This is a genomic window from Candidatus Nitrohelix vancouverensis (assembly GCA_015698305.1).
GTDB lineage: Bacteria > Nitrospinota > Nitrospinia > Nitrospinales > VA-1 > Nitrohelix > Nitrohelix vancouverensis.
In genome coordinates this window covers 355,748-378,941 of sequence record CP048620.1, presented here as the reverse complement: position 1 = coordinate 378,941, position 23,194 = coordinate 355,748, and the positions used below count along the sequence as shown (strand labels likewise).

The 23,194-nt window shown below is 43.9% G+C and carries 20 protein-coding genes; 6 read left to right on the top strand and 14 right to left on the bottom strand.

All coding sequences use genetic code 11. From position 1 onward, the window contains the following. Positions 1–2 precede the first annotated feature (2 nt). From G3M78_01835 to G3M78_01825, 3 genes are all read right to left on the bottom strand, one after another. The gene (locus G3M78_01835) at positions 3–1,028 is read right to left on the bottom strand and encodes a transposase (GenBank protein QPJ64205.1); all 1,026 of its coding nucleotides are present in this window, start codon (positions 1,026–1,028) and stop codon (positions 3–5) included. A gap of 93 nt (positions 1,029–1,121) precedes the next feature. Further along, positions 1,122–1,289: a hypothetical protein gene (locus G3M78_01830; protein ID QPJ64204.1), complete on the bottom strand. Its 168-nt coding sequence runs from the start codon at positions 1,287–1,289 to the stop codon at positions 1,122–1,124. Between the two features lie 80 nt (positions 1,290–1,369). Beyond that, positions 1,370–1,801, bottom strand: coding sequence for a group III truncated hemoglobin (locus tag G3M78_01825; GenBank protein QPJ64203.1), 432 nt, complete (start codon positions 1,799–1,801; stop codon positions 1,370–1,372). Positions 1,802–1,926: 125 nt separating this feature from the next. Between G3M78_01825 and G3M78_01820 the strand changes: the two genes are divergently transcribed. Both G3M78_01820 and G3M78_01815 read left to right on the top strand, forming a co-directional pair. Next, positions 1,927–2,349 carry an Rrf2 family transcriptional regulator gene (locus tag G3M78_01820; GenBank protein QPJ64202.1) on the top strand — a complete coding sequence of 141 codons (423 nt, stop codon included), beginning with the start codon at positions 1,927–1,929 and terminating at the stop codon, positions 2,347–2,349. Between the two features lie 484 nt (positions 2,350–2,833). Next, positions 2,834–5,194 (top strand): HAMP domain-containing protein, encoded by a 2,361-nt coding sequence (locus G3M78_01815; GenBank protein QPJ64201.1) that lies wholly within the window; start codon positions 2,834–2,836, stop codon positions 5,192–5,194. A gap of 27 nt (positions 5,195–5,221) precedes the next feature. Here the strand turns inward: G3M78_01815 and G3M78_01810 are convergent, their stop codons facing one another. From G3M78_01810 to G3M78_01800, 3 genes are read right to left on the bottom strand one after another with little or no spacing between them, the layout of a single operon-like run. Further along, positions 5,222–7,318, bottom strand: coding sequence for a response regulator (locus G3M78_01810; GenBank protein ID QPJ64200.1), 2,097 nt, complete (start codon positions 7,316–7,318; stop codon positions 5,222–5,224). Further along, positions 7,315–7,848 carry a YfiR family protein gene (locus tag G3M78_01805; GenBank protein QPJ64199.1) on the bottom strand — a complete coding sequence of 178 codons (534 nt, stop codon included), beginning with the start codon at positions 7,846–7,848 and terminating at the stop codon, positions 7,315–7,317. The genes G3M78_01810 and G3M78_01805 overlap by 4 nt, the downstream gene beginning before the upstream one ends. A 13-nt stretch (positions 7,849–7,861) precedes the next feature. Beyond that, positions 7,862–9,847 (bottom strand): TonB-dependent receptor, encoded by a 1,986-nt coding sequence (locus tag G3M78_01800; protein ID QPJ64198.1) that lies wholly within the window; start codon positions 9,845–9,847, stop codon positions 7,862–7,864. Between the two features lie 304 nt (positions 9,848–10,151). On the opposite strand from G3M78_01800, the gene G3M78_01795 reads away from it, so the two are divergent. Further along, a complete protein-coding gene (locus G3M78_01795; GenBank protein QPJ64197.1) occupies positions 10,152–10,820 on the top strand; it encodes a hypothetical protein in 669 nt (222 codons plus the stop codon). A gap of 56 nt (positions 10,821–10,876) precedes the next feature. Here G3M78_01795 and G3M78_01790 read toward each other — a convergent pair whose 3' ends face one another. The 6 genes from G3M78_01790 to G3M78_01765 form a co-directional block, all read right to left on the bottom strand. Next, on the bottom strand, positions 10,877–11,278 hold the full coding sequence (locus G3M78_01790) for a MaoC family dehydratase (GenBank protein ID QPJ64196.1): 402 nt from the start codon (positions 11,276–11,278) through the stop codon (positions 10,877–10,879). Positions 11,279–11,305: 27 nt separating this feature from the next. After that, positions 11,306–11,593, bottom strand: a complete 288-nt coding sequence (locus tag G3M78_01785; GenBank protein ID QPJ64195.1) for a coiled coil domain-containing protein — start codon at positions 11,591–11,593, stop codon at positions 11,306–11,308. 153 nt (positions 11,594–11,746) lie between these two features. Further along, positions 11,747–12,061 (bottom strand): coiled coil domain-containing protein, encoded by a 315-nt coding sequence (locus G3M78_01780; GenBank protein ID QPJ64194.1) that lies wholly within the window; start codon positions 12,059–12,061, stop codon positions 11,747–11,749. A 2-nt stretch (positions 12,062–12,063) separates the two neighbouring features. Then, on the bottom strand, positions 12,064–12,636 hold the full coding sequence (locus G3M78_01775; protein QPJ64193.1) for a hypothetical protein: 573 nt from the start codon (positions 12,634–12,636) through the stop codon (positions 12,064–12,066). A gap of 207 nt (positions 12,637–12,843) precedes the next feature. Next, the gene (locus G3M78_01770; GenBank protein ID QPJ64192.1) at positions 12,844–13,596 is read right to left on the bottom strand and encodes a hypothetical protein; all 753 of its coding nucleotides are present in this window, start codon (positions 13,594–13,596) and stop codon (positions 12,844–12,846) included. After that, a complete protein-coding gene (locus tag G3M78_01765; protein ID QPJ64191.1) occupies positions 13,593–15,194 on the bottom strand; it encodes an RNA-directed DNA polymerase in 1,602 nt (533 codons plus the stop codon). Before G3M78_01765 ends, G3M78_01770 begins: the two co-directional genes overlap by 4 nt. A 592-nt stretch (positions 15,195–15,786) precedes the next feature. On the opposite strand from G3M78_01765, the gene G3M78_01760 reads away from it, so the two are divergent. The 3 genes from G3M78_01760 (at position 15,787) to G3M78_01750 (ending at position 20,364) form a co-directional block, all read left to right on the top strand. Further along, the gene (locus G3M78_01760; GenBank protein ID QPJ66736.1) at positions 15,787–17,037 is read left to right on the top strand and encodes an integrase family protein; all 1,251 of its coding nucleotides are present in this window, start codon (positions 15,787–15,789) and stop codon (positions 17,035–17,037) included. 436 nt (positions 17,038–17,473) lie between these two features. Beyond that, the gene (locus G3M78_01755) at positions 17,474–17,695 is read left to right on the top strand and encodes a helix-turn-helix domain-containing protein (GenBank protein QPJ64190.1); all 222 of its coding nucleotides are present in this window, start codon (positions 17,474–17,476) and stop codon (positions 17,693–17,695) included. Positions 17,696–17,703: 8 nt separating this feature from the next. Continuing rightward, positions 17,704–20,364, top strand: a complete 2,661-nt coding sequence (locus G3M78_01750; protein ID QPJ64189.1) for a DUF927 domain-containing protein — start codon at positions 17,704–17,706, stop codon at positions 20,362–20,364. Positions 20,365–20,591: 227 nt separating this feature from the next. Here the strand turns inward: G3M78_01750 and G3M78_01745 are convergent, their stop codons facing one another. Together G3M78_01745 and G3M78_01740 are read right to left on the bottom strand one after the other, a co-directional pair. Further along, the gene (locus G3M78_01745; GenBank protein QPJ64188.1) at positions 20,592–21,896 is read right to left on the bottom strand and encodes an SIR2 family protein; all 1,305 of its coding nucleotides are present in this window, start codon (positions 21,894–21,896) and stop codon (positions 20,592–20,594) included. A 230-nt stretch (positions 21,897–22,126) separates the two neighbouring features. After that, positions 22,127–23,194, bottom strand: a complete 1,068-nt coding sequence (locus G3M78_01740; protein ID QPJ66735.1) for a HaeII family restriction endonuclease — start codon at positions 23,192–23,194, stop codon at positions 22,127–22,129.

Genomic DNA, 23,194 nt, shown 5'->3' with positions numbered 1-23,194 from the left:
GTTTAGCCCGGTTGGGGGATGCTACGGTTGAATTGCCGAATGATGTTGATCGGACGTTTGCCTTTATTCGGGAAACCGGGATGGCGACGTTCTTCGTTGTAATGTTTCAGCCAGAGATCAAAATCATTTTGCAGTTGTTCGAGTGAATCGTAGCGCGTCCCCTTCAATTTGGGGCGGAAGAATTCGTCCATGACGACGCGGTTGAATCGTTCGATGTAACCCCCATTGGTGGAGGGGTGGTCTCCCTTGAGGCGGCAGTGCCGTATCTCGTTGAGAGCTAGATATAACTTGTAAGGGTGATAATCCTTGCCTCGATATTCGCGTCCGCTATCGGTCTGGATCGATTTGACCTCGAATCCCCATTCCTTGTATTGCGGTAAAACTTTTCGATGCAGGATGGCGGCGGCGTGCGCAGGCAGTTTGTCGACGTGCAGGTAGCCAAAGGCGTAAGAGCCGCAGATATCGATCACGGTTTGCGCGTAGACTCGACCGATGCCTTCGAGGGAGCCGACGAGCAAAGTGTTTTGCGTTAGCAATTCACCGGGACGAAAATAGCCGCGATGTCTTTCTTTAAAGCAGGGATTGGCTTTTTCCAGGATCATCACCTGTTCGGGAGTCAGGTCGACTTTGCTGTTCAGCGCGTTCTTTTCGAGTTTACGCAGGCGCTGGTTTTTTGATCCCATTCGATTCTGAATCAAAATCTTTTGCACCGTGGGGCTGGAAACGGAAATGTCCCTGAGTTTGAGTTGGTCCGAAAGCCGAACGCACCCCCATTGCGGGTTTTCCAGTGAAAGCTGGATGATGGTGTCCACAACTTCAGGCGGCGTTGTTAAGGGATGGCGCCGATTGATGGGGGATAAATCTTCCAGCCCTTCCAGACCATGCGTTTTGAAGCGATGCTTGTATTGATAAAACTGCGCGCGCGAGAGGCCCTGCTGTCTGCAGGCTTCGGTGACATTGCCAAGGGACTCGGCCAACTGAAGAGCGCTCAGTCTGCTGTATGCTTTTTTCTTATCTGCAACTGACATGCGGAGTTTCCTTTCCTTGTTTCTCCCATAGCGCCGGGGAACAAGCTAAAGAGGAAGCTCCCTTGCATAGCATGCGAGCTTCCGTAGGTTGATCTACCCACCGTCTATTTTATACCAAAGACGCTTCCAGCGCCTGTGAAAAAGCAGGTTGTTTTCCTTGTGGACATGCAGGTGCGTGTCCGCTTCCAGCTCCTTCGCTTGTGGGTTCTGGTTAACAAAATCGCTCTCTGCCTGTTTTCCTGCCAGTAGGATGGCGTCCATTGTCTTGTTCCTGATATTCATGAAATTTATTCAGAAAAAACAGGTTTGGCGAGGCCTCATATGTTTCTGGACCCCTGCCATCATCCGCGCGTATAATTCGGAACCGCCCATTCGGGGTTTTCAGGCTTCAGGCCCATTCTCAGCTGAAAGGTGCTGGCTATTTTTCGGGCAAAGGTCTTGGCCTCTTCCGCTTTGGGGCCTGCGAAATGGTCGTCCACGGTTTGAGTGAATAATTCGATCCATCGCGTAAAATGGGGCGGTTGCACAGGCAGGCTCAGGTGTTTTTGAAAGGGGTTGCCGTCGTAATCGGGGACGTTGAACAGAAGTTTCTCCCAAAAACGATACATGGTGGGCAGGTGTTTTCCCCAGTCTTCGACGGTTTCTTCAAAAATCGGTCCGATCAGGTTATCCTGTCGCACGTTTGTATAGAATGTATCGACGAGATGGCGGATGGCTGGGCCGGACTGGATGTCCTGGGGGAGTGGGTCGGGGCTGTCTTTTTTGTCTTCCATGATGACCTCGTTTGTTGCTGAGTGTTGTGATGGAGATAAAAAGATATGTTTATCTTTTGATTGATCTTAATTTACGATCTGCTATGATCAAAGTCAAGATTTTTTTATCGGGTTAAAATCCAAATATGATTTCACAAACAGTAGAATACGCTCTGCGAGCGGTGGTCAGCCTGGCGCAAAATCCCGGCAAACCTCTGACAACCGTGGAGATTGCAAAACTGACCAAGGTGCCGGAGCATTACCTTTCCAAAGTATTACACACCCTGGCGAAAGGTAAGATCGTGCGCTCTCAGAGGGGTTTGCATGGCGGCTATGTGTTGGACCATCCGGTCGACGAATTGCCTTTGCTTTCGATCATCAACGTGGTGGACCCCATCCAGCAGATCGAAAAATGTCCCCTGAAGCTGGAGACGCATGGAACCAATCTTTGCGCCTTGCATAAGAAAATCAACCACTCCATTCATTTGATGGAAGAAGTTTTCAGAAACTCAACGATCCAAACGATTTTAGATGAACCTTCCCAAAGTATCCCGCTTTGCGATTCCTGATCGTTTAACCCGAACTCACCTGTAGTTTTCTTTCAAACCTGAAGCGCTATAGAAACAGAGGCCGTCGGATCTGCAAACGTCGATTATCTTCCGCCTGCGGGTTGATGATGATCGCAACTGTAACGTCTCGTCTCGCAGGTATAAAGTTTCGCTGGGAATTGTCGCCCGGCTTGTACTTTTAATAGAGCAGGCCCCCTTAAATCAGCCCCGGTAATGGAGCGCCTTTATAAAGTTGGGTAAAGCTTGGCGGTTGCCGACGTCTTGGCGTCTGTTTTGTGTTAGTGTTTTGTTGAAGTATGATTATAGGAAAAATTCCTACTCCTCTGGAGGTGAGCAGGGGGGCTTGCCTGACCCCTGATTCTTCTGGAATGTAGAGTAGAGAAACACATGAGAGCTGTAAATCATCTATATTTACATTTACTTGTGTTAATATTTAGTATCTTTATACACATAAATATTTTCCAGTTTTGACATTGGAGGTCATATGAATATCGGAAAGAAATTGCTCATTCTTTTTCTGATCGTTGGAATTGTTCCTCTCTCCGCAGTGTCCCTCATTTCTTTGAACCAGTCTACCTCCGCATTGTCAACGCAGGCGATCAATCAGTTGTCCTCCCTGCGCGAAGTGAAAAAGCTTCAGATCGAAAAATATTTTGAAAATAAATTGAAGCTCATGGAAGACATCCCAAAAAATTTAAGATTCGCGAACGGGATGAAAGATTTTGGAGAGGCCTTTCATTCCGGAGGGCTTGAGAGTTCGGCCTATAAGGATTTTCTCAGTAAACATCATGAAGGGTTAGATACATTCAACAGAGTGTTTAGTTTTTATGACGTCTTCCTCATTGCTCCGAACGGCGATGTGGTTTATACCGTCGCCAGAGAATCCGACCTTGGAACGAATTTAATATCAGGCCCCCTGTCCAATTCTGGTCTGGCGCGGGTTTTCAAAAAGTCGAAATCGGGAACGGTTTTCGAGGACTTTTCCTGGTACGATCCGTCCAATGAAGCGGCTAGTTTTATTGCGACTCCCTTGATGGACGCCAAGGGAAATTATATCGGATCAGCGGCCTTTCAGGTTTCCTTGGGAGATATCAACGCCATCATGCAAGAGCGTTCGGGACTGGGGAAAACGGGGGAAACCTATCTGGTGGGTTCCGACAAATTGATGCGATCCGATTCTTTTCTCGATCCCGTCGGGCATAGCGTGAAAGCGTCTTTTGCGGATCCGGCGAATGGAAAGGTGGATACAGACGCCTCTCGCGAAAGCCTGTCTGGAATCACCGGCGCCAAAGTTCTGATCGATTACACGGGCGGAACCGTGTTTTCCGCGTACACCCCGGTAAAAATTGCGGATCAGAAATGGGCTCTCATCGCGGAAATTGACGAGGCAGAAGCCCTCGGGCCTGCGCGAGATTTAAGAAATACGATTCTGATTATTGGTTTCATCGGCGTGATCATCATCGTAGCTCTGGGACTGATGTCGGCCCGAACCATTTCAGCGCCGCTGGTGGAAGTTGCCGGCAAGTTGAGCACGATGTCTCATGGAAAGCTCAAGCAGGATCTTGTGGTTGTGAAATCTAATGACGAGATTGGCGAATTGGGAAAAGTCTTTAACGAAATGTTGAAGAGCCTGCAGGTCTTTTTAAAATCATCCAGCGAGATACTGGCAGGCAATGTGAGCAAGGAGCAATTTGGATTGCAGGGGGATTTCGAAGAGTCCTTGCAGGGCATGCTGAAACAGGCGAAGGAAAAAATTGAAAATGATGAAAAAATACGAGAACAGGAGGCGTTGCAACGGACTCAGAAAGCCGAGCAGGATGAACGTGAGAGAACGCTCGCTGTAGAACAAGCCGAAGCGGAGCGACAGCAGGCGGAGAAAGAAAGAAAAGAGGCGGAAGAGCTTCAGGCGAAAGTGAACAGCATACTCGAAGTGGTTTCTTCGGCGTCAGTAGGTGATCTCACTCGAAGCGTGACGGTCAGCGGCGCCGATGCCATAGGGCAACTCGGCGAAGGCTTGAGCAAGTTTTTTAATGAGTTGCGAAATGACCTGGGGCGAATCGGGCAGACGGCTGAATCGGTCAGCGCGGCGGCGGAAGAACTCACCGCGACCAGCGCCACGATGTCTGCAAATGCGGAAGAGACTTCGGCTCAGGCGGGAGTTGTCGCCGCGGCCAGCGAGGAGGTCGGTTCCAACGTACAAACCGTGGCGACAGGTTCTGAAGAAATGAGCGCCAGCATCAAGGAAATATCAAGCAATGCCACGCAGGCGGCGAAGGTTTCGTCGCAAGCGGTCGAGATCACTCGCAAAACAAGCGGGACCATTAATGTGCTGGGCGATAATTCCAAGGAGATTGGCGAGGTGATCAAGGTCATTACGTCGATTGCGGAACAAACCAACTTGCTGGCGCTCAACGCAACGATCGAGGCTGCGCGCGCTGGTGAAGCGGGCAAAGGTTTTGCCGTCGTCGCCAACGAGGTCAAGGAACTGGCAACGCAGACCGCAAAGGCGACGGAAGAGATCAGCCAGAAGATTCAGATGATTCAGGAAAGCACCGGCGATGTGGTTGAGGCGATCGGAGAGATCACCGAAATCATCAACAAGACAAATGATATTTCGAACACCATCGCCAGCGCTGTGGAGGAGCAGAGCGCCACGACCAACGAGATGACGCGTAACGTGTCGGAGGCTTCCAAAGGCGTTAGCGAGATTGCCGAGAATATCGCAGGCGTCTCTACGGCGGCACAGGAAACCACTCACGGTTCGAGTCAAACTCGTGAAGCGGCGGTTGAGTTGTCAAAACTCGCGAACGATTTGCAAAGCCTGGTGAGTAAATTTAAAGTTTAAGCGAAGCGCGGTTATCTGCGCCCGGGCTTACTGTAAAATTTCGTCGATGATTTTGAGGAAGGCCGCAACGTTGATGGGTTTCGTTATGTAAGCGTGGAATCCAAGGTCGGAAACTTTGTTGACCTCAAAATTCATGGCGTCGGCTGTAAGAGCGATCACAGGGATGTGTTTGACCGCTTCGATTTGTTGCAATTGCTTGAATGCGGTCAAACCATCCATGCCGGGTAGATGGATGTCCATCAGAATCAAATCCGGGATGTTCTTTTGCGCGCTCAAGATCCCGTCCTCTGCATTTCCTGCCCATAGCAAATCGATATTGGATTTTATTAACAGTATTTGCCTCACCAGTTCCACATTGGCGGGAATGTCTTCAATGTAAAGAATCTGCTTTTTGCTGTTTTTAACTGATGCGGGTTCTTCTGCATCGAGAGATTTATCCTTTGCGTCGGTTTGTGTGATGTTGGCAGACAGAGGGAAGTCGATATAAAAATAACTGCCCCTGCCCGGCGCGCTTTGAAAGCCGATCGCCCCGTTCATCAAATTGACCAATTGTTTTGAAATGGTCAGACCAATTCCTGTCCCTTCTATTTGATCCTGATCAATGTCAAGACGCTCAAACGGTTTGAACAGCCGGTCTTGTTTTTCATGGGGGATTCCGGGTCCCGTATCGCGGATGCCAAGTCGAATTCTATTGGCTTTGGGTTTTTCATAAGAGACCACAACTGAACCGCCTTGTTTATTGTATTTGATCGCATTGGACACCAGATTCAACACCACTTGTTTCATGCGAAGCGGGTCCACTTTGACAAAATAATTTTCGTCAGGGATTCTCTCGTATTCGAGAGAGACGCCGCGCTGGTTAGCGAGAGGTCTTGAAATGGAAAAGACATTGTCAACCAGAGGCACTATGTCGATAAGCTCGAAGGTCAATTTCAAATTGCCCGATTCGACTTTCGATAAGTCGAGCACTTCGTTGATGAGTTCCAGGAGATGGTTTCCGGCAGAAATGACTTTTTGTATATTGTCCCTTTGAGTTTCGGTCAGATTAGAGCCGTCCATTTCCAGCAGTTGCGTGAAGCCCAGAATAGCGTTCATGGGCGTGCGCAGTTCATGGCTCATGCGGGCCAGGAATTCTGATTTGGCTCTGTTGGCCCGTTCCGCTTCCTCTTTTGCCAGACGCAATTGTTTGGTCCGGTTTTCTACGTTCAACTCCAGCGTTTGATTCAAGGCCAGAATCTTCTTTGATCCGACCCATGTTTTGAAGGACAAGAACAGGATGGCGATAATTAATAAATTGGTCAGGATGCCGGTAAACAGCACAACGCCGGGCAATATGTTTTTACCATGTTCAAGAAAAACAGGGTTTGGCCAAATATAGAGATCCCATTTCTGACCGAGGAAATTGATTTCTTCCTGCGCGCCATAGGGGGATTTTGAATAATCATCAAACTGCCGATCGTTGTTAAAAACCTCCATGCTATTGGAGAAAATAATTGAAAAATCTTCTACGGGAAATTTAAAAAGGATATTGCTGATCAGATCGTCAAGGTTAAAGGATGCGATCAGATAATCCTTCGTTTTATCCCCCATCATCAGCGGAATGATGACCACAAGATTTCTAGAATTGCTCCAGGTCGCAGAATGGATCAAGGTGGACTTGATATTGTTATTGGCCAGATTGATTTCTCGGTTCAGAAACGCTTGCATGCTGGCTTGATCCGCTTCTGATTTCTTTGTGACCTTCCACCGTTCGTTTAATTTCTGGTCGAATTGTCCTATTGAATCGAGCGTATTGAAATCGGCTAAAAAAGACTGCGCATCCAAAATCCAAAGCGACACGTGAGGACTTGTGTGCCCGGGCAAGGCGGTGTGATTTTTAATGCGCGCCGCCATTCGTTCAAGGGCGACGATTCCATTGGTGATTTCCGCCTTGAATTCCAAGGTGAATTTCTCCGCTTCCTTTCTGACCGTGGAGCGAATATTTTCATGTTCCTCGTTAACAAGCGCTTGCCAAAGAATCAGCGTGTATAGCTGGATCGCCAGGCAGAGGATGAAAGATAAAATGAAAAAACGCCGACGAACGTTTTTGGGGACTGAATCGAGGCTGGGTATGTCTGTATTCATTTCACGATGTCTGCAAAGCGCAATAAATTGGAACTGATTTTCAGGCCGGATTCCATCAGCCGACTGCGGTTGATATTAAGTTTCAAGCCGCTTGCGCCATAGGAAAAATAAATCATGCCGCCGCGATCAAAAAAATCAGAGGACTCTCCAATCGTCAATATGCTATTTGTGGCCCGTAGTATTTGTTGTGTAGAGATGTTACTGGAGGCAGAAACAAATACCATATGGCAATCATCCGCATCGGAATAGTCTTTGATTGCCTGAACAACAAATCCCTTATCTTTCTCTTCGATGTATTTAAGATGCCCGAATAATTCGTTTTGTTCAACGATGCATAGCATGTAAGGCTTATTTGAAGGAGGTTTCTTGCTCTCCGGCCAGGAAATATAACGTAGCAGTTTATAGATGAAGACGGCTTTGGTTTTGTTTTTCAGTTCACTCTCTGTCGCTAAGGCGTGTGAAGACAATACGGAAAAGGAATAGATAAGGATATAGAGGGAAAGCCAAATGAATTTTCGTTTGTTCTTCATAATCGTTACCAGATCAGAATTTCAAAACGATTTGGCCGAACGCCCCGATACCGCTATGGATGGGGATCGTGTTAATGATACCTCTGATGACTTCGGGGAAATAAATATCTTCATCAAGTAAGTTGTCGACGTATAGATTGAGGCGGACATCGGGCCAGCCCCCAGGAATCATTTTTTTAGGAACGTCCATCGATGCGTTGAGAGTGAGTAGATTGTAGGCTTCGGCCTCTGGGTTGACCCGGCGCGCACTGTTGATTCGTTGCGCGTCGCTGAAGTGACTGTTGAACAGGCCGACCGAATAGCCTTGGGGAGATTGATAGAGAACGCCTGCTTTCGCCATGAAATTGGAGATGCGCCCGACATCGGGACTGCCTGAATCGTTTTCATTGACCTGATAGGACAGCGACCCGCTGAATTCCCATTCCCGCTCCGGTTTCAACTTCCATTCCCATTCGACGCCCTGATAATGCACCTTCTCCCCATTTCTTGGAGTTACAGCCGCGCCGGAAGAGACCAGTTCTATCGTGTCTTTTTGTCGACTGTCGTAATAGGTCAGAGCGGTGAAGAGATTGCTTTTTTTGTAGAAAATCTGGGCGTCAAAGGTTTTGATGGTTTCGGGGCGAAGCGACTCGTTGCCTATAAAGCTGGCTGTGAAGACTTTCAATTCTCCCGCAGTGGGCGAGCGAAACGCTTTGGAGTATAGCGTTTTGACGCCAAGCTCCGGGGTGATATGCCATACTGCGGCAAAGCGGGGCGAAAGGTCGTAGTCTACTTTTCGCACTTTGTTCAACTGAAGGCCGACCAGCAGATTCAACGATTTGAATACATCGTAATCTGCTTGTGCATAGAGGCTGTGTTCGTTCACCCAAAAAGTCCGGCCCACGCCCGGGTCGTCTCCCAGGCGTTTGTACACGCCTCCCGCAAGAAGGTTGACCCGGTCGAACAGTTTGCCGCGCACCGCTCCTTCCACATGCATATTTTCAGAAAGAAAATCGGTGTCGGTTGAGTTCACCAGATCCATTAAATTGTAGGTGAAGTTCCAGGTGGCCTTCCAGTTTTGCGTCAATTCCTGTTCGTATTGAAGGTCGAACATACTGCGGCGGATTTCGTAGAGGTGGCTGATCGGCCAGTTCGGCGTGGAACCCAGATTCTGTCGCGCGTCGTAAAGCGAAGCCCCGGTAAAGGTGAATCCGTTCTTGCTCGCATGCGCCACCATGCCGTGGGTTTTCTGATTGAGACTCGTCGTGTTGTTGACGTTGTTTTCATCCGTCATGCTGAAACGCCAGCCCTCGGCGTCGGCAACGTTGCCGGAAACCATATAGTCCCAGTCGTCTTTCTTGCCGCTGACAATGCCCGCCGCCGTTTTCGTGTCGAAAGAGCCGTATCCCGCCTGAAAGGCGTTCGCTTCTTCGGACTCGGAATTTTTCAGGATGATGTTGACCACGCCAGAGAAGGCGCCGGTGCCATAAAGGGCAGAACCCGGACCGCGAATGATTTCGATCCGTTCAATTGCATTGAGAGGAAGCGTCGAATAGATGGGAATATTGAGACCGCCCGCAACGTTTTCCCGCATCGGTCGACCGTTGAGCAGGAACAACACATGCACGTCTTGAAAGCCAAGCGTCTGCCCGCGTATCGACGTCACGCTGTTCATGCCCGCCGCCGTGCCGTAGCCGTAAACGTTGGGCAGGCGCGACAGAAGGTCCATCAAATTGTTGGCGCCATAATTTTTGATATCTTTCGCCGTGATAACCGTGATGATCCCCGGCGCATCCGAGAGCTTTTCATCCTGCTTGGAGGCGACCGTTACCAGCAAGTCCTCAAGGTCCAACTCCATCAAAGCGTCTAATTCCTCGTCAACGACCTTGGAAGCGTTGCTGTTTGCGACGCGGGTGTCGTCAATAGATTCTGCAAAGCCCTTGTGAGGGGCGACGCCATCCAGCCACTGCAGGAATAATAGAAGGGCAATAATGTTTAACAACCGTTTTGAAAAAACCATTCATTACTCTCAGATTATTTAGAAGAACAGTTAAAGCCGCTCAGGGCCGATAAACCTCTTCTTTCACGGGGTCGAGGAAATCCATCGACGCGTAGAAGCCTCGTCGTAGAATTATATCCGCACTCTCTATGATAAACCGATAAGCGATTCAAAGCATAGGATTTATAGTCTGATTTTCTGCATGAAAGCGGAAGTCCCCGTAAGTATTGAGGAAGTAGGCGTAAAAGAAGAGGGAGGCGCAAGAGACATTCGATCTCCTTTACCGGATAAAGCGCTAAATTCTCAATCATACCGATTTTGTACTATGATAGAGGCAGGCGAAACTCAATCGGCGGCGATGATGAAATGCCCTCAATGCAAAACAGAACAAGACAGCGCAGACACCTGCGTCACCTGCGGGATCGTCTTCGCGAAGTATTGGGAGGTGCAGGAACGAAAGAAGAAAGAGCAAAAAGAAGCGACATTCGCCAGTCTGCCGCCTCCGTCAAAAGACAATCGGGACGGGCTTCTTTTCTACTCAGGCCTTGCCGTTTTCATTGTCTCCGTCAGCGCTCGCGTTCATTTCGCGCCGCAATTCCCGTCATCGCTGGATATTTATTTCAGATTGCTCATGTTGGCGACGATGGGTTGGCTCGCTTTTTGGATCGTGCCGCGCATGGCGGCGTTCCTGAAACGCTTTGAGAAAGATCGCGGGTCGGAAGGACAAGGCCTGCAAGGCTTCAGCCTCTATCATAAGAAAGCCATCTTTATATTTTTTGCGTTAGGAGCGGTGATGCTCTATTTCCTTGCAGGCGCCCTGCTCAGCGGAAGCGTCGAATGCTTCGCGGGAAGAAACAGGACCTGCCACGAAATCTACGACTCCATCAACGAACCCGGCGCCTACTGGATTTCTACGATGATACATTACGGAGTCAGCCTGTTCACTGTCACGATAGGCTATATGGGTGTCCTTCTAAGAAGGGGGCGAGAGTAAATCCGGCAATATTTGCAGCCCCGGCTTAACGGCTGATAAGAAGAGTTGGAGTTGTTTTACACATACTTGACGACGGCTTCGCCTTCGATCAGCGTTTGCCCCGCATCGTTAACGCAGAGGCTGCGCAGGGTGATGATGGGTTTGTCTTCGCGGATTTTTATGATTTCGACCGTAGCGGTGACACGGTCGCCGATGAACACGGGGGCTTTAAAGCTCAGGCTTTGTCCCAGGTAGATGGAACCTTCTCCCGGCAGTTCCACCCCGACAAGCGCGGAGAACAGGCTGGCGACCAGCATGCCATGTACGATACGTTTTCCAAAAACCGTTCCGGCGGCGTATGACTCGTCCAGATGGATCGGGTTGACGTCTCCAGAGAGTTGAGCGTAGTTGACGACTTCTTCTTGCGTAAATACTTTAACGAGAGAGGCTTTGTCGCCGATTTTAAGATTCTTCTTCATGACTGGTTCGGTTGTTTGCCTGAAGGATTAACTGAATCGGGAGATGGCCGAGCGAACCGCATTGCTTAAAGAGCCCCAGGCGCTTTCTACCCCTTCTTTCAGGTCTTCCCAGGCCTCTTCGCTGGCTTCTTTCAATTCATTGAGTTTGTCCTGTGCAGACTTTTGCATGCCGCGAATTTCTTCGATCTCTTTGTAATATGCCAGTTTCGCCTCTGCTTCCGCCTTGTCGGCTTTGGCTTTGAGCTGGTCGATTTCCGCGCTCCAATCGTCTAACTGGGCCTGTAATTTGTTTTGAAACTCTTCTTTTTTATCCATGTCATTTCTCCCTGGTATTGTCGAGGCCTTATTGAAGGCTTTTTGGTTTGTACAATGTGGATTCGATTTTGAAGCGTTACTTTTCCCTTGTTTCTTCCAAACCCTCTTTGAAAGCTTTTTGGTTTTGGACAATGTGGATTCGATATTGAAGCGTTACTTTTCCTTTGTTTCGTTCAAACCTTCTTTGAAAGCTTTCTTGGTTTTGGACAATGTGGATTTGATGTTTCCGTAAGCGCTCCCCATATCCTGCTTGAGTTCTTCCCACGCATCCTCGCCTCCTGCGCTCAAGGCATCCAGTTTTTGTTGGGCGCTTTTCTGAAGCATTCGTACATCTTCGATCTCTTTATAATATTTCACCTGGGCCTCTGCGCTAACGCTTTCAGATTTTGCTTTGAGTTGTTCGATTTGCTTTTCCCAGGTTGCCAATTGATCTTTCAATTTCTTTAAGTGATCGCTTTTCGAAGTCATTTTTAATCTCCTTTCTTCAGCAGTAAGGCCATTTTCAAATCTTCTGAGATAGGGATCGGGCCGATCCATTGCTCCAGCATCGAGCGCATCAATTCCGGTCCAGAATCCGAAAACTTTTTTTCACCGTTGATATAAAAAACAGTCGAACCCCCAGGCTGATAAGTGAAGGTCAAGAGGTCGTCCTGACCCAGTTTGAAGAATTGCTTTTTAAAACGATGATAGAGCTTGTCGGAAATTTCCGGCTGGATCGCCTCCCGCCACGGGTCGGGAACCTGGTCGGGAAGCTCGGCAATCAAAACCCGAATGCGCACCGCGACCGGGCGCTGGAGTTCAAGGATCGACACAAGATCAGCCTCATCATGTTGCAGGTAAATCGAGCACTGATACAGATCCATGAACATGCGCGAGCGCACGCCCGAAGAATGAAGGTCCCAATTTGCGTCTTCAATAGAGATCGAGGCCGGAGGATTCTCGCGAGCCAATCCCTCGTCAGGCAGTAAGAAGAATACGAGGAAGAAGCATCCGGCAAAGAAACCGAATGCATTTTTCAAGAAACCCTTGGGAACGCTTATCATAAAAAACCTTTTCCAGCCAAACCGCGCAGTTTTTCATCCACGCGAGGAGGCAAAGATACGTTTTATCAGAGCTATTGTAGCCTATTCTATGACCGCTCGGGAATTAAACGCTCAGAGAGTATTGGCGGGCCAAATCAAGTCGGAAAAACTAGAACTCAATGGATTTAATTGAGGGAAGGTTATATTTAAAAAGTGACATTTAATATTTTAAAAAGCCGTATCAAGCTCAACACCTCGGCTAGACAAAAAATCAACTATGTCAGAGAAAAATTCAGCCGTAGCCTTTCCACCGGAAGTTTTATGGATTAGATGGTCAACTGAGAACTTATAATGTTGAGCTTTTCGCGGATTATAGAATCCTGCCTTCTTCCACCGTCTTTGTCCAGTCGAATACTGCAAAGCCAAATATATTAGAAGTTGCTTTATGTCCTTTCCTGATATGTTTCTTGAGACTGTCTTTATTTCGTAAAGCGTGTCACCTACGGATAGATCGGCTTTACACCTACCCAAAAAACCTGCCCCTACAATTGTGGGGCTAAATTCAATATCATCGGAGCCTAAATGCTCCAGAAAGTATTCATACTGTTCAGCTAGGTCGATTGATTCAGTAATTTCATCCTCGTTAAGTACAATTTTGCCTTCTTCGTTTTTATACTTTTGCAGGAACTTAATAGACTTCTCATACGGTTCTATTATGCAATTGGGTTCCTGTCTTAAAATTTCAACTCCATAAGATTTATCATGCGTCCATTTTGCAATCTGAAAAGAAAATTCTGCTACTAAGTCATGCTTTTCTACATCCTTGCCAATAGGTATTCTTTGCATTTTTGAGTGAGCGTATTCAGTAAGATCATCCATACTGGCCTCATTAAATACACGGACAAATGAAGGTATTAGTAAAGGTAGTGATTCGTTCCAAAATCCTTTAAACTCACCCGCTATATTTTTTTCTGATATCATATTGGAAACTTCTTTGCATTTTGAAGTCTTTTTGAATACCAGCCTCTAATAAGGATATCCATTTCACTCCAAGTTTCTTTAATATGTGTTCTCCAATGTTTACCTTCATCGCCAAGTGAGTACGAGGCAATAATAAGCGCGCGCTTTTCCCACACTGTATACCCTCCGTAGTGGCCTTTGATATCTGTCAACCAATAATGACAATCCCAACTTGCCATAACCATTATCACTTGACGCTTGATTAGCGACTTTGTGGTTTGATCAAAAATATCGATTAAAATTTCTTCCTTAGGTAGTGAGCGTCGTCTTGACAGAGCTTGGATAAAATAACTGATATTTAAATCGACGCCAAGTAAGTGTGATTTAGATTCATATAATAGTGCTAGTTGCTGATCGATAAAGTCTTTCCCATCCTCAGGAATATCATCATATACTCCCCTAATGGCTCTCATAACCAAAACAAAAACGGGAGACAAAACGAAAAGATTGTCATCTTTAAGTAAAGTACATAGTGCGCCGTACTTTTCCTGAGGTTCTAGTGCATATATGGCATTAATTGCTTGTTTTGTAACAGTTGAGTCAATTGTTGTTTTTGATACTTCGCGTCCCAATATCCCTATTATATCTACGTCTTTTACAGCAGATTTTAAGGCCTCGTAATCCTCATCAGCAGTGTCGGAATAAGGATCATATCTCAGGGAAATATTTAGCAACTTCTGCTCTTCTTCAGCCAATGGATCGGTTTTATCCGCAGGATCGAGGAGCTGCGCGGTCTCTCTAAACTCATCCGTTGTAATAATTTTTGTTTTTTTCTTCTGAAGAGAAAGTCCTTCGTTATGGAGTTTCTCTGAAAGAAGCACAATTAATTTATATGCATCAGACTTATTTGCGCAAAATATGGAATAGTCATCAGCATATCTACAAAAGGTAATATTTCTTCTCTTTAATTGCAGGTCAGTTGTTACAAGGGCTAGCTCAGCTAAAATTCTTGATGCAGGGCCACCAACAGGCAGCCCATAAGAAACATTTTTTGAGAATGATGATAACAAATCCATTATCCTCTTTGGTATTTCTCCTACACTAGAAAGCCTTTTAAGTGCATTTTCTATGCGATGATGATAAATGCGCGGATAGAAATCGGCAATATCCGTAACTACCACGAACTGGTAGTTATCGCTTAGCTCTATCCCTTTCTTTTTATAATCTTGCCATGTACTAGGTTTGAAAAGCTTTGCGTTGGCATCATCCCATTCATAGCGATATGAAAATACCGTTTCCTCATCCAATGGAATTCTTTCCTCCTCAATCTTATCGGCAATGGAAATAACCAAAGCTAAATAATATACATTCCAGAATGGTTCTATTTGAGTAGCCCACCTGAATCCCGTATAACCGACTTGAGTGAGTGTCTCTAATGTTGCAGGCGGTGTTTGCGCAATATAGCTATCAAATTTAGCGTGCATATTCAGTAAGAGCTTTTTGCACTCCATTGGATTATCAAAAAAAACGTGAGTTTCGAATGGAATGGGAAAAATATCCGTGTCGCCGTGTTTTGCAACGTTTTTCAAGGCTAATTCAATTGCTTTTTCAATTTCCATTAAATACCTTATCCCTATTTATTAGCAATATTCTGAGTATTACAATTCAAAAATCTTTTGGTATTCTTTAACCCGAATTTTACCTGCTTCTATAAGGGAATTAAAGAACGTTTAGATTTTGTAGGTCTTATATTAGTGAAAATCTAAAAACCTTATTGATGAAATGAAGTTCTGAAACACTTTGTTTGTACCAAGTGTTTCTGGATTCCACCGGCATTGATTAGTTTTACCTGTATCCTTGGATGTAGCGAGTTGATGATAAGGCGAATATTTTTTGCGTGCAGATTGTTGACGATTGAACCCATGTGGGCAATAGCGGTAATTCGGCGGGAAGGTCTTGCTCGTAAGGCTTTGGAAAAATGGAGCCAACGCGCGGATTTGAACCGCGGACCTACTGATTACGAAACGAATTTCGACCTGTTTGAAGGTTTTTGAAGAAGTTTGATGTTGTTCTAATAGACTTTTAAATATAAATAGTTAGTTGACTTTTTATTGGACCTTCTTTTAGACTGCCAGAGTGAATTTGAACTCGGGTGTCTACATAGTGTCTACAAAATCGAGAAATCAGAAGGTCAAAATTACCAAAACGATCATCGATCGTGTTGCGATTCCTCGTGAAGGACAAGCCTTCCTTCGAGATTCCCTCCTTCAAGGTTTTGGAGTAAGAATCACCTCATCCGGAACCAAATCTTTTATTGTTGAAAAAAGAATAGGTAGCAAAATTCGCAGAATGACCTTGGGGCATTTTGGAGAATTAACTGCTGAACAGGCAAGGCGACAAGCTCAAAAATTGCTGGGTGAAATTGCTCAAGGGATCGATCCTGTTGCTGAAAAGAAAAAACAAAAACAAGTAGCCATAACTCTTGTTGAGGCATACCAAGAGTTTATAAACGCCAAGAAAAATTTGAAAAGGCACACGCTTTACGATTATGAGCGAATGTTTAATGTGGCCTTTTCTGATTGGCATAAGAAACCAATCACAGGCATTACAAAACCCATGATAATAAAGCGACACAGGGAGCTAGGAGAGAAGAGAGGGCATGCTTATGCCAATGGAGCCATGCGGTTTTTGAGGTCTTTTTTGGGTTATGTGAAAGTCACCCAGCATGATGATAGCGGACGGTCAATTCTCTATGAAAATCCTGTTTTGATATTGACTGATACACGCTCCTGGTATCGTCAACATAGAAGGCAGACAGTGATTAAAGCGCATGAGCTTCCTGCATGGTTTGATGCAGTTCTTTCTCTTAAAATGCCTGAAAACCCCGATTCAACTCATGTCATAGCAGACTATTTACTATTTTTATTATTCTCCGGTCTTAGAAGGCAGGAAGCGGCTCAACTGCTTTGGGAGAATGTTGATCTTAAAGATGAAACTTTGTTAATCCCAGACCCCAAAAATCATGAGCCTTTAAACTTACCATTATCTAGTTTTTTGGTTAAAATTTTGAATGAGAGAAAAAAACTGGCTGTGAATGAGTATGTTTTCCCCGGAAAGGATGGTCGGGGATATTTAATAGAGCCAAAACGTTCAATCAAAAAGGTAATAGAACAATCAAAAGTTCATTTTATAATTCACGATTTGCGAAGAACTTTTATTACAATTGCTGAGAGCCTTGAAATATCTCCTTATGCAATCAAAAGGCTGGTAAATCATAAAATGAACAACGATGTGACTGCAGGGTATATTATTTCTGACATAGATAGGTTGCGAAAGCCCATGCAAAAAATTGCAGATAAATTACTGGATGCTTCAAACAGCAATGGGCAAAAGAAGATGATTTTCTTGGAAGAAAGAGTCCCGGTAGCCGCCTCTTTTTTGAAGTCGGCTGAGATTGTTTGAAAATGTTGGAGGTTGTTTGATCCCGCCTAATTATTCCTTCCGATTCCCGCCATTTAATGTGCATTCAGTTCTCTTAAGTTTCATAATAATCAAAATAGTAGATGGAAAGTCGAATTGAATTGTTGAGGAAATAGAAATATTTTTTACATCCTATAATTTCCAATAACTATTTAATTATATGCCGGTTGCGCTTTCTCGCTCCCCGCTCTTGTTCATTAAAATTACAATGCATGTTAATTATTTGTTTGATTTTCACTGTAAATCTATTAATATGTCGGACAGTTGGTTGTCCTGATTGAAATGCTTCTGGGTTTAAACGTCAAAATGAATCCAGAATCAGCTCTAGAAGAGCAAGAAATTGGGGCATGCCTAATGAGGGCAGACTCAATTTTTGCTCTTTTTCACATTCATTTTTAATCGATTTTGGGAGAAAACCATGCAAGTAGAGCAAGACAGATTATTGACCACTAGGGAAGCTGCAAAATTTTTGAACGTTAGCGAAGCATTTCTTGAACGGGACCGATGGGCAGGGGCTCGCATTCCATTTGTAAGAGTGGGGGCGAGGGCAGTTCGATACGAACTCTCTTCTTTGAAAGCTTATGTCAAAGCGGGAATCCGGCAATCGACTAGTGATACTGGTCGGGCCGGTAGAAATTGAGGTGGATGATGGAAAGCTTAATTGAAGCCACGATGAAAACGAATGCTGCGTTTGAGATTTCTATTTCTAGAGTTTCAAATACGTTTGATAAAAATCCAAAACCAGACTCTCTGTCTTGGGGAGAATTTTGTAATGAATTAAAAAATCCAATTAAAAGCAATATTTCATTTGATGAATATCATAAGTTAAATCCGAATGATATTGGCGATAAAGCGAAAAGAAATAAAGCTAAAAATGGTCCTGGCTGGATCCCTGGACTTTTTAAGTCAGAACTAGAGAGAACAAATAATAACATTGATCGTATAACTGCAATTGCACTTGATTTCGACAATGGAGAAATCAGCAAGCAATTAATTCAAACGAGATTACATGAAGTTGAATTTTTCGCTCATACAACATTTTCACATAGTCCTGAAAAACAAAAATGGAGGGTTGTCATTCCATTTGAAAAACCAATTGAACCAAATCAATTAGGAAAGGTTTTTAACTATTTCAATTCAATTTTTGATCACAATTTAGATCAATGCAGTAAAAAACCCGCTCAATTATATTTCCTTCCCAGATGCCCTTTTGATGCTGAGTTCGATAGTTTTTTAAATGAAGGAAAATTGTTTAATCCCGAAAGTATTTATCTATCAGAGGATAGGACAATTCGAACGAAAAATGATTCGTCCAAACCAAATCGCATTTCATCTAATGAACTTCCTATTTCTTGTAAGGACGGAGAGCGGCACGAGGTATTTCTGCCTGCTGTTGGAAAATGGCTTAAAAGCGGGTATTCCTTTGACAAAATTTTAAAGCTTGGAAGAGAATGGAATAATCAGAACATTGATCCTTGGTCGGATGAAGTTTTGATATCAAAAATTGAAGGTATTATTCTTTCTGATCAAAAAAACAATCCAAAACGATATGAGCCGAAACTCTGGGGTGAAATAGATATTCCAGAGGGATTTAACCTATCGTTTGATGGTGTTTTTCAAATTTCATTTGATGATAAGAAGCCTGATTTGAAAATAGCTAGCCCTTGTTGGGTTTCTGCAAGAACGAGAAATATAGAAAGTAAATCCTGGGGGGTATTGGTCGAATGGATTGATAGCGATAACAAACATCATAAGCAGTCGATACCCAAAGAACGGTTTCACGAAAGTGGAAATAAACTAGCTCAAGATTTAGCGTCTCAAGGTCTGGATATCATTCCCGGGAACGAAAGGAATTTTTTAAAATATTTAGGACAATTCAAACCTGAATCAAGAATAACCTGCGTTCCTCAATTAGGTTGGCTAGAAAATCCAAATGGACGACTTACCTATGTGCTACCCAACCAAGTTATAAGTAGTAACGCAAACGAGGACTGCATTTTTCAGCCAGAAAAACATAGCCCCTCAGCCGCTACTATTAAATCAAAAGGCACACTTGAGGACTGGCAAGAAAACATATCCTACCTAGCTCAAGACCATCCCTATCTAATTTTTTGTCTTTGTGTTTCCTTTGCAGGCCCATTACTCAAGGCCGCAGGCTTAGAAGGAGGCGGATTCCATTTATACGGGCGTTCATCCCACGGGAAAACGACCGCCGCTCAATTATCCGCTAGTGTCTGGGGCTGTGGGTCTGATCCATCGGAAGCCGCAAAGCTGGCCTATGTTCGAAAATGGAACACCACTCATAATGGATTAGAAGCCTTAGCTGCTTCTCATAATGATGGGATATTAATCCTAGATGAAGCAGGAACCTGTAACGCGAAAGACTTTGGAAAAGTCATTTATGATGTTACTGGAGGGCAAGGTAAGGTTTCCTTGGATGCAGATAGAGGCATCAGAGAATCCCGTTCCTGGCATATTTTGCTCTTATCTACTGGGGAAATTTCTGCCCAACAAAAAATTGAAGAGGAGGGAAAGACTGCTAGGGCAGGGCAAATTTTAAGGTTAATGGATATCCCAATACAAGGTGGGGTTTTTGATCTAGATCATCGGAGAACAGCAAGCCAACTTGCAATGGAGATTAAAAAAGAATGCTCGAATTATTACGGAACTGCTGGTCCAGCTTTTATTAAATTAATAATTAACCGATTTAAAAATTTTGGGTTACTCAAAAGGTTTATCAAAGATGCATTTGAAACAGCAAATTCCGAATTAGAAATTAAAGGTCTTGAACCCGAGCAAGCCCGGGCTTTACAAAGATTGGCTTTAGTTAAGGTAGCAGGGGATTTGGCTGTTGAACTTGGCATTCTTCCATTTGAAAAGGAAGACATCAAAAATGCAATTATTCACATAAGAAATACTTGGCTAAAAGGCCAAGATAGTCAATCCTATTCAGCTAGAGGGATAAATGTAGTCAAAGAATTTATAGTAAGACATCAAAGTAGATTTGAGGATTCCAGCAACAGTGAATCTTCCCAGATTAGAGACTTGATCGGATACTTCGATAAAGATGAAAATATATATCTTTTCACAACTGATGGTTTTAAGGAAGCGTGCAAAGGATTAAATTATAAAGAAATTCTAGAAGATTTGAGAAAAAAAGGATTGCTCCGAATCAACGAAGGGCATCGTTTTACATATAAAAAACAAATTTCTGGAATTGGCAGATTTCGATTTTACGCTATTGATAGCTCAATCTTGGAATACGAAGATGATATATCCACACAAAATAGTGGGACAGTTGGGCAGTAGCAGGTTTATAAATAAATTAGAAGGTCTTAGTGAAAAGCCTCAGTGGGACTTGCGGGGTATCTCTGTCCCCGCGCCCCAGGTTGATTTGTGAAATAGAAATTATAATCAATTTGTTCTATTTGATCTGCCCCAGCGTCCCATTAGCCTCGCAAATAATAACCTTTCTTAAGAAAAATGCAGAAGGCGTAATGCCGCACTTTAGCAGCATCTTTAATTAGCTATTTGGGCTAATTACGCTTTACTAGCAATAACGCATCTGGGGAAGTGGAGTTTTTTTCAACATAGTTGCGAATTAAAATCCTGTTTGATGCGATGATGCCAAGCCACTTCTCACTCCATGATTTATAAGCTTGCCATGAATAGCCAACATAAGTTTCTTGGCTCATGGAGTTCATTGATTTAAGGGTGGCATTCAAATATATACTTTCAATTGTTGTTCCCTTTAGCTCAAGTATGTTCGCAAGATAAATTAACCATTCTGCAAGATGGGTATATTGATCCCATGCATGATTCTCACATGTTAGTTTAATTTTCATCTCAATTACTTTACCTAAGGCGGCTACAATACTTTTATCATCGATACTCTTTCCAATTGCCGCGATCGATAATATAATTTCGTAAAATGAATTCTCATTTCTCACGTAACTTTCACTATAAATTTTATTCTCAATAATAACTTTTTTAATGTTTGATATTGAGGGTTCTACTTTGCTACGTGCGCTGTCAAGGGTGGCCTCCAATTTTTCAAAGAATTGATGGACAGAGATCTCATCCATAACCCGAATGCCATAGCAATGAGAGTAGTAATCTTTAACGTGCTTATTAATAGCCGTTCTGGATATGAAAATTATGTTAGAGCTAATTACATGATTTTTTGAAAAACCCTTATAGTTGCTAAGAATAGACTTGAGATTATTGTCGCCTAATGAATACCCTAAAATGACAACGCAATTTTCGTGAAGGATGGTGCTTAACTTCTTAGAGAAATAAGATTCACTATTTATAAACTGAAAATAATCATTAGAAGTAACTACCATATTAACAGGTGAGTCTACCGACCCATGTACGTGATACACTTTCACACGAGCTTCCGAACGAGGTATTGGCAACCCAGGAGATAATGAGTAGCAGTCTCCTTCTCCAGAGAGAGTTTCAATCAGCTTGTCATAATTAGTTGAAATAACTGTAAAGGGCCAAGCCGTTAGGAATTTGGCTATTGAAGAATTATCGCCCTTCAATTTAATAGTCTTGATTAAAGCAGCTATTTCTTCATGAATTGATTTACCATTTTTTTCTAGTTCAATAGAGATTACTTGCGCCGCCTCTTCTAAACTCAAAGAATTAACTTCACCATTAGGGAAAAGTCCAGCTTTAAGCTCTTCGGGCTTGTCAGTTAAATCGCACATTGACTCTAATAACCCTTTCCAACTGGGGGCCTCGTTTTCAGAAATGGCTTTAGAGAAACCTGTTCCTGTAAACAAACAGAGGCTATTCGAAACAGCTGCATAGGCGATTTCAAAAAACGGACTCAATTTGTATTTTCCTTGGTAAAGTTTTTATCATCAGTAAACAAGCTGCAGACATTCAGGGGAACTATTTGCTTGCTTATCGGTTTTTTCTTTGGAGGCTTTTAAATATCTCAATAAAATGAATGGGCAATTCTTATTCTAACGCTCCTAGACTTATATGCTGTAAATTATCTAGATAATAAGAAATTGAAAATTCTCATCACTTTTATATAAGTAATAGACAACAAAAGCATCTATGTTGTCCAAAAATCTCTATTTGGTATCTCATAATCTCTGCTGCTCCAAAAAGCTTCGAACTCACCATCAGACGTAGAGGGAAACTCTGCAACGATTTCGTTTGCAAGCCGAGTTAAAACTAAATTGTTCAACTTTTCGGCGCAGTGACCTCGGAGCGCGCGTTCGTACCAATCAATTAATTCGCTCTCTGTTACGACAGATTGAATGCGCCCACCAACACCAAACTGCCGCAATACTGAAACTAATGTATCTCGGTCGCAATCCTTACAAACAATAACAATTCTATCTGCTGAAATCCCGGTAGAAATACTTTCTGCCATAGCGGAAGTTAATGAGAGGTGTTTTATCTGAATGGCTAATCCAAAATTTGCCCACATATCCAAGCCTCTATCTGCAGCATTAGTTACTCCTACCCTATATACATGCGGACGGAAGTTAACCTCTGGCTTATCTGGGGTTAATGTTAGGATTTTTTCGGCGAAATCAGAGAATTCTTCCAAGATTTGATTACTTTCAACTCTTACACCTATCTGCGCATCCAGTGAATCTAATAAACTTGAGAAAAGAGCATAAACTATAATTTCAAATATTTTATCAATGCTACGAGCAAGCCCAGGTTCTCTCCTAAAACTTTCTAGGAAATCCTTTAGATTAAAGTTTTCAGGGGTTGCATCTCTTACTAAATCGAGACCGTTCGACATTTGTAAATAGCGAGTATGAAATGCATCATAAATATAGGCTTCCACTGCCCCGGCCTTTGCGCCGATACCAGATTCATTTGCCCGCCCTAAGATTACTAGAACTTCTGGAGGCACTGCATTCGATTCAAAAAGGTTATCTTGGAACTTTGCAGAAGAGGTAGACTTGCGCCCTAAAAATTTTGCGCAAATCTCATCGCGCCATCGGCGCGATTGGGTACGGTAGGTTTCTATTTTGGCTAAACTAATATCCTGATAGACGCGAGAGCGGTACAAGATTTCTGCAATTTGAATCGGCTTATAAAGGTGTACTCGTGCCTTTTTTATTATGATATCTAGTTGTCCTTTTGCAATTTCTAGATCCAC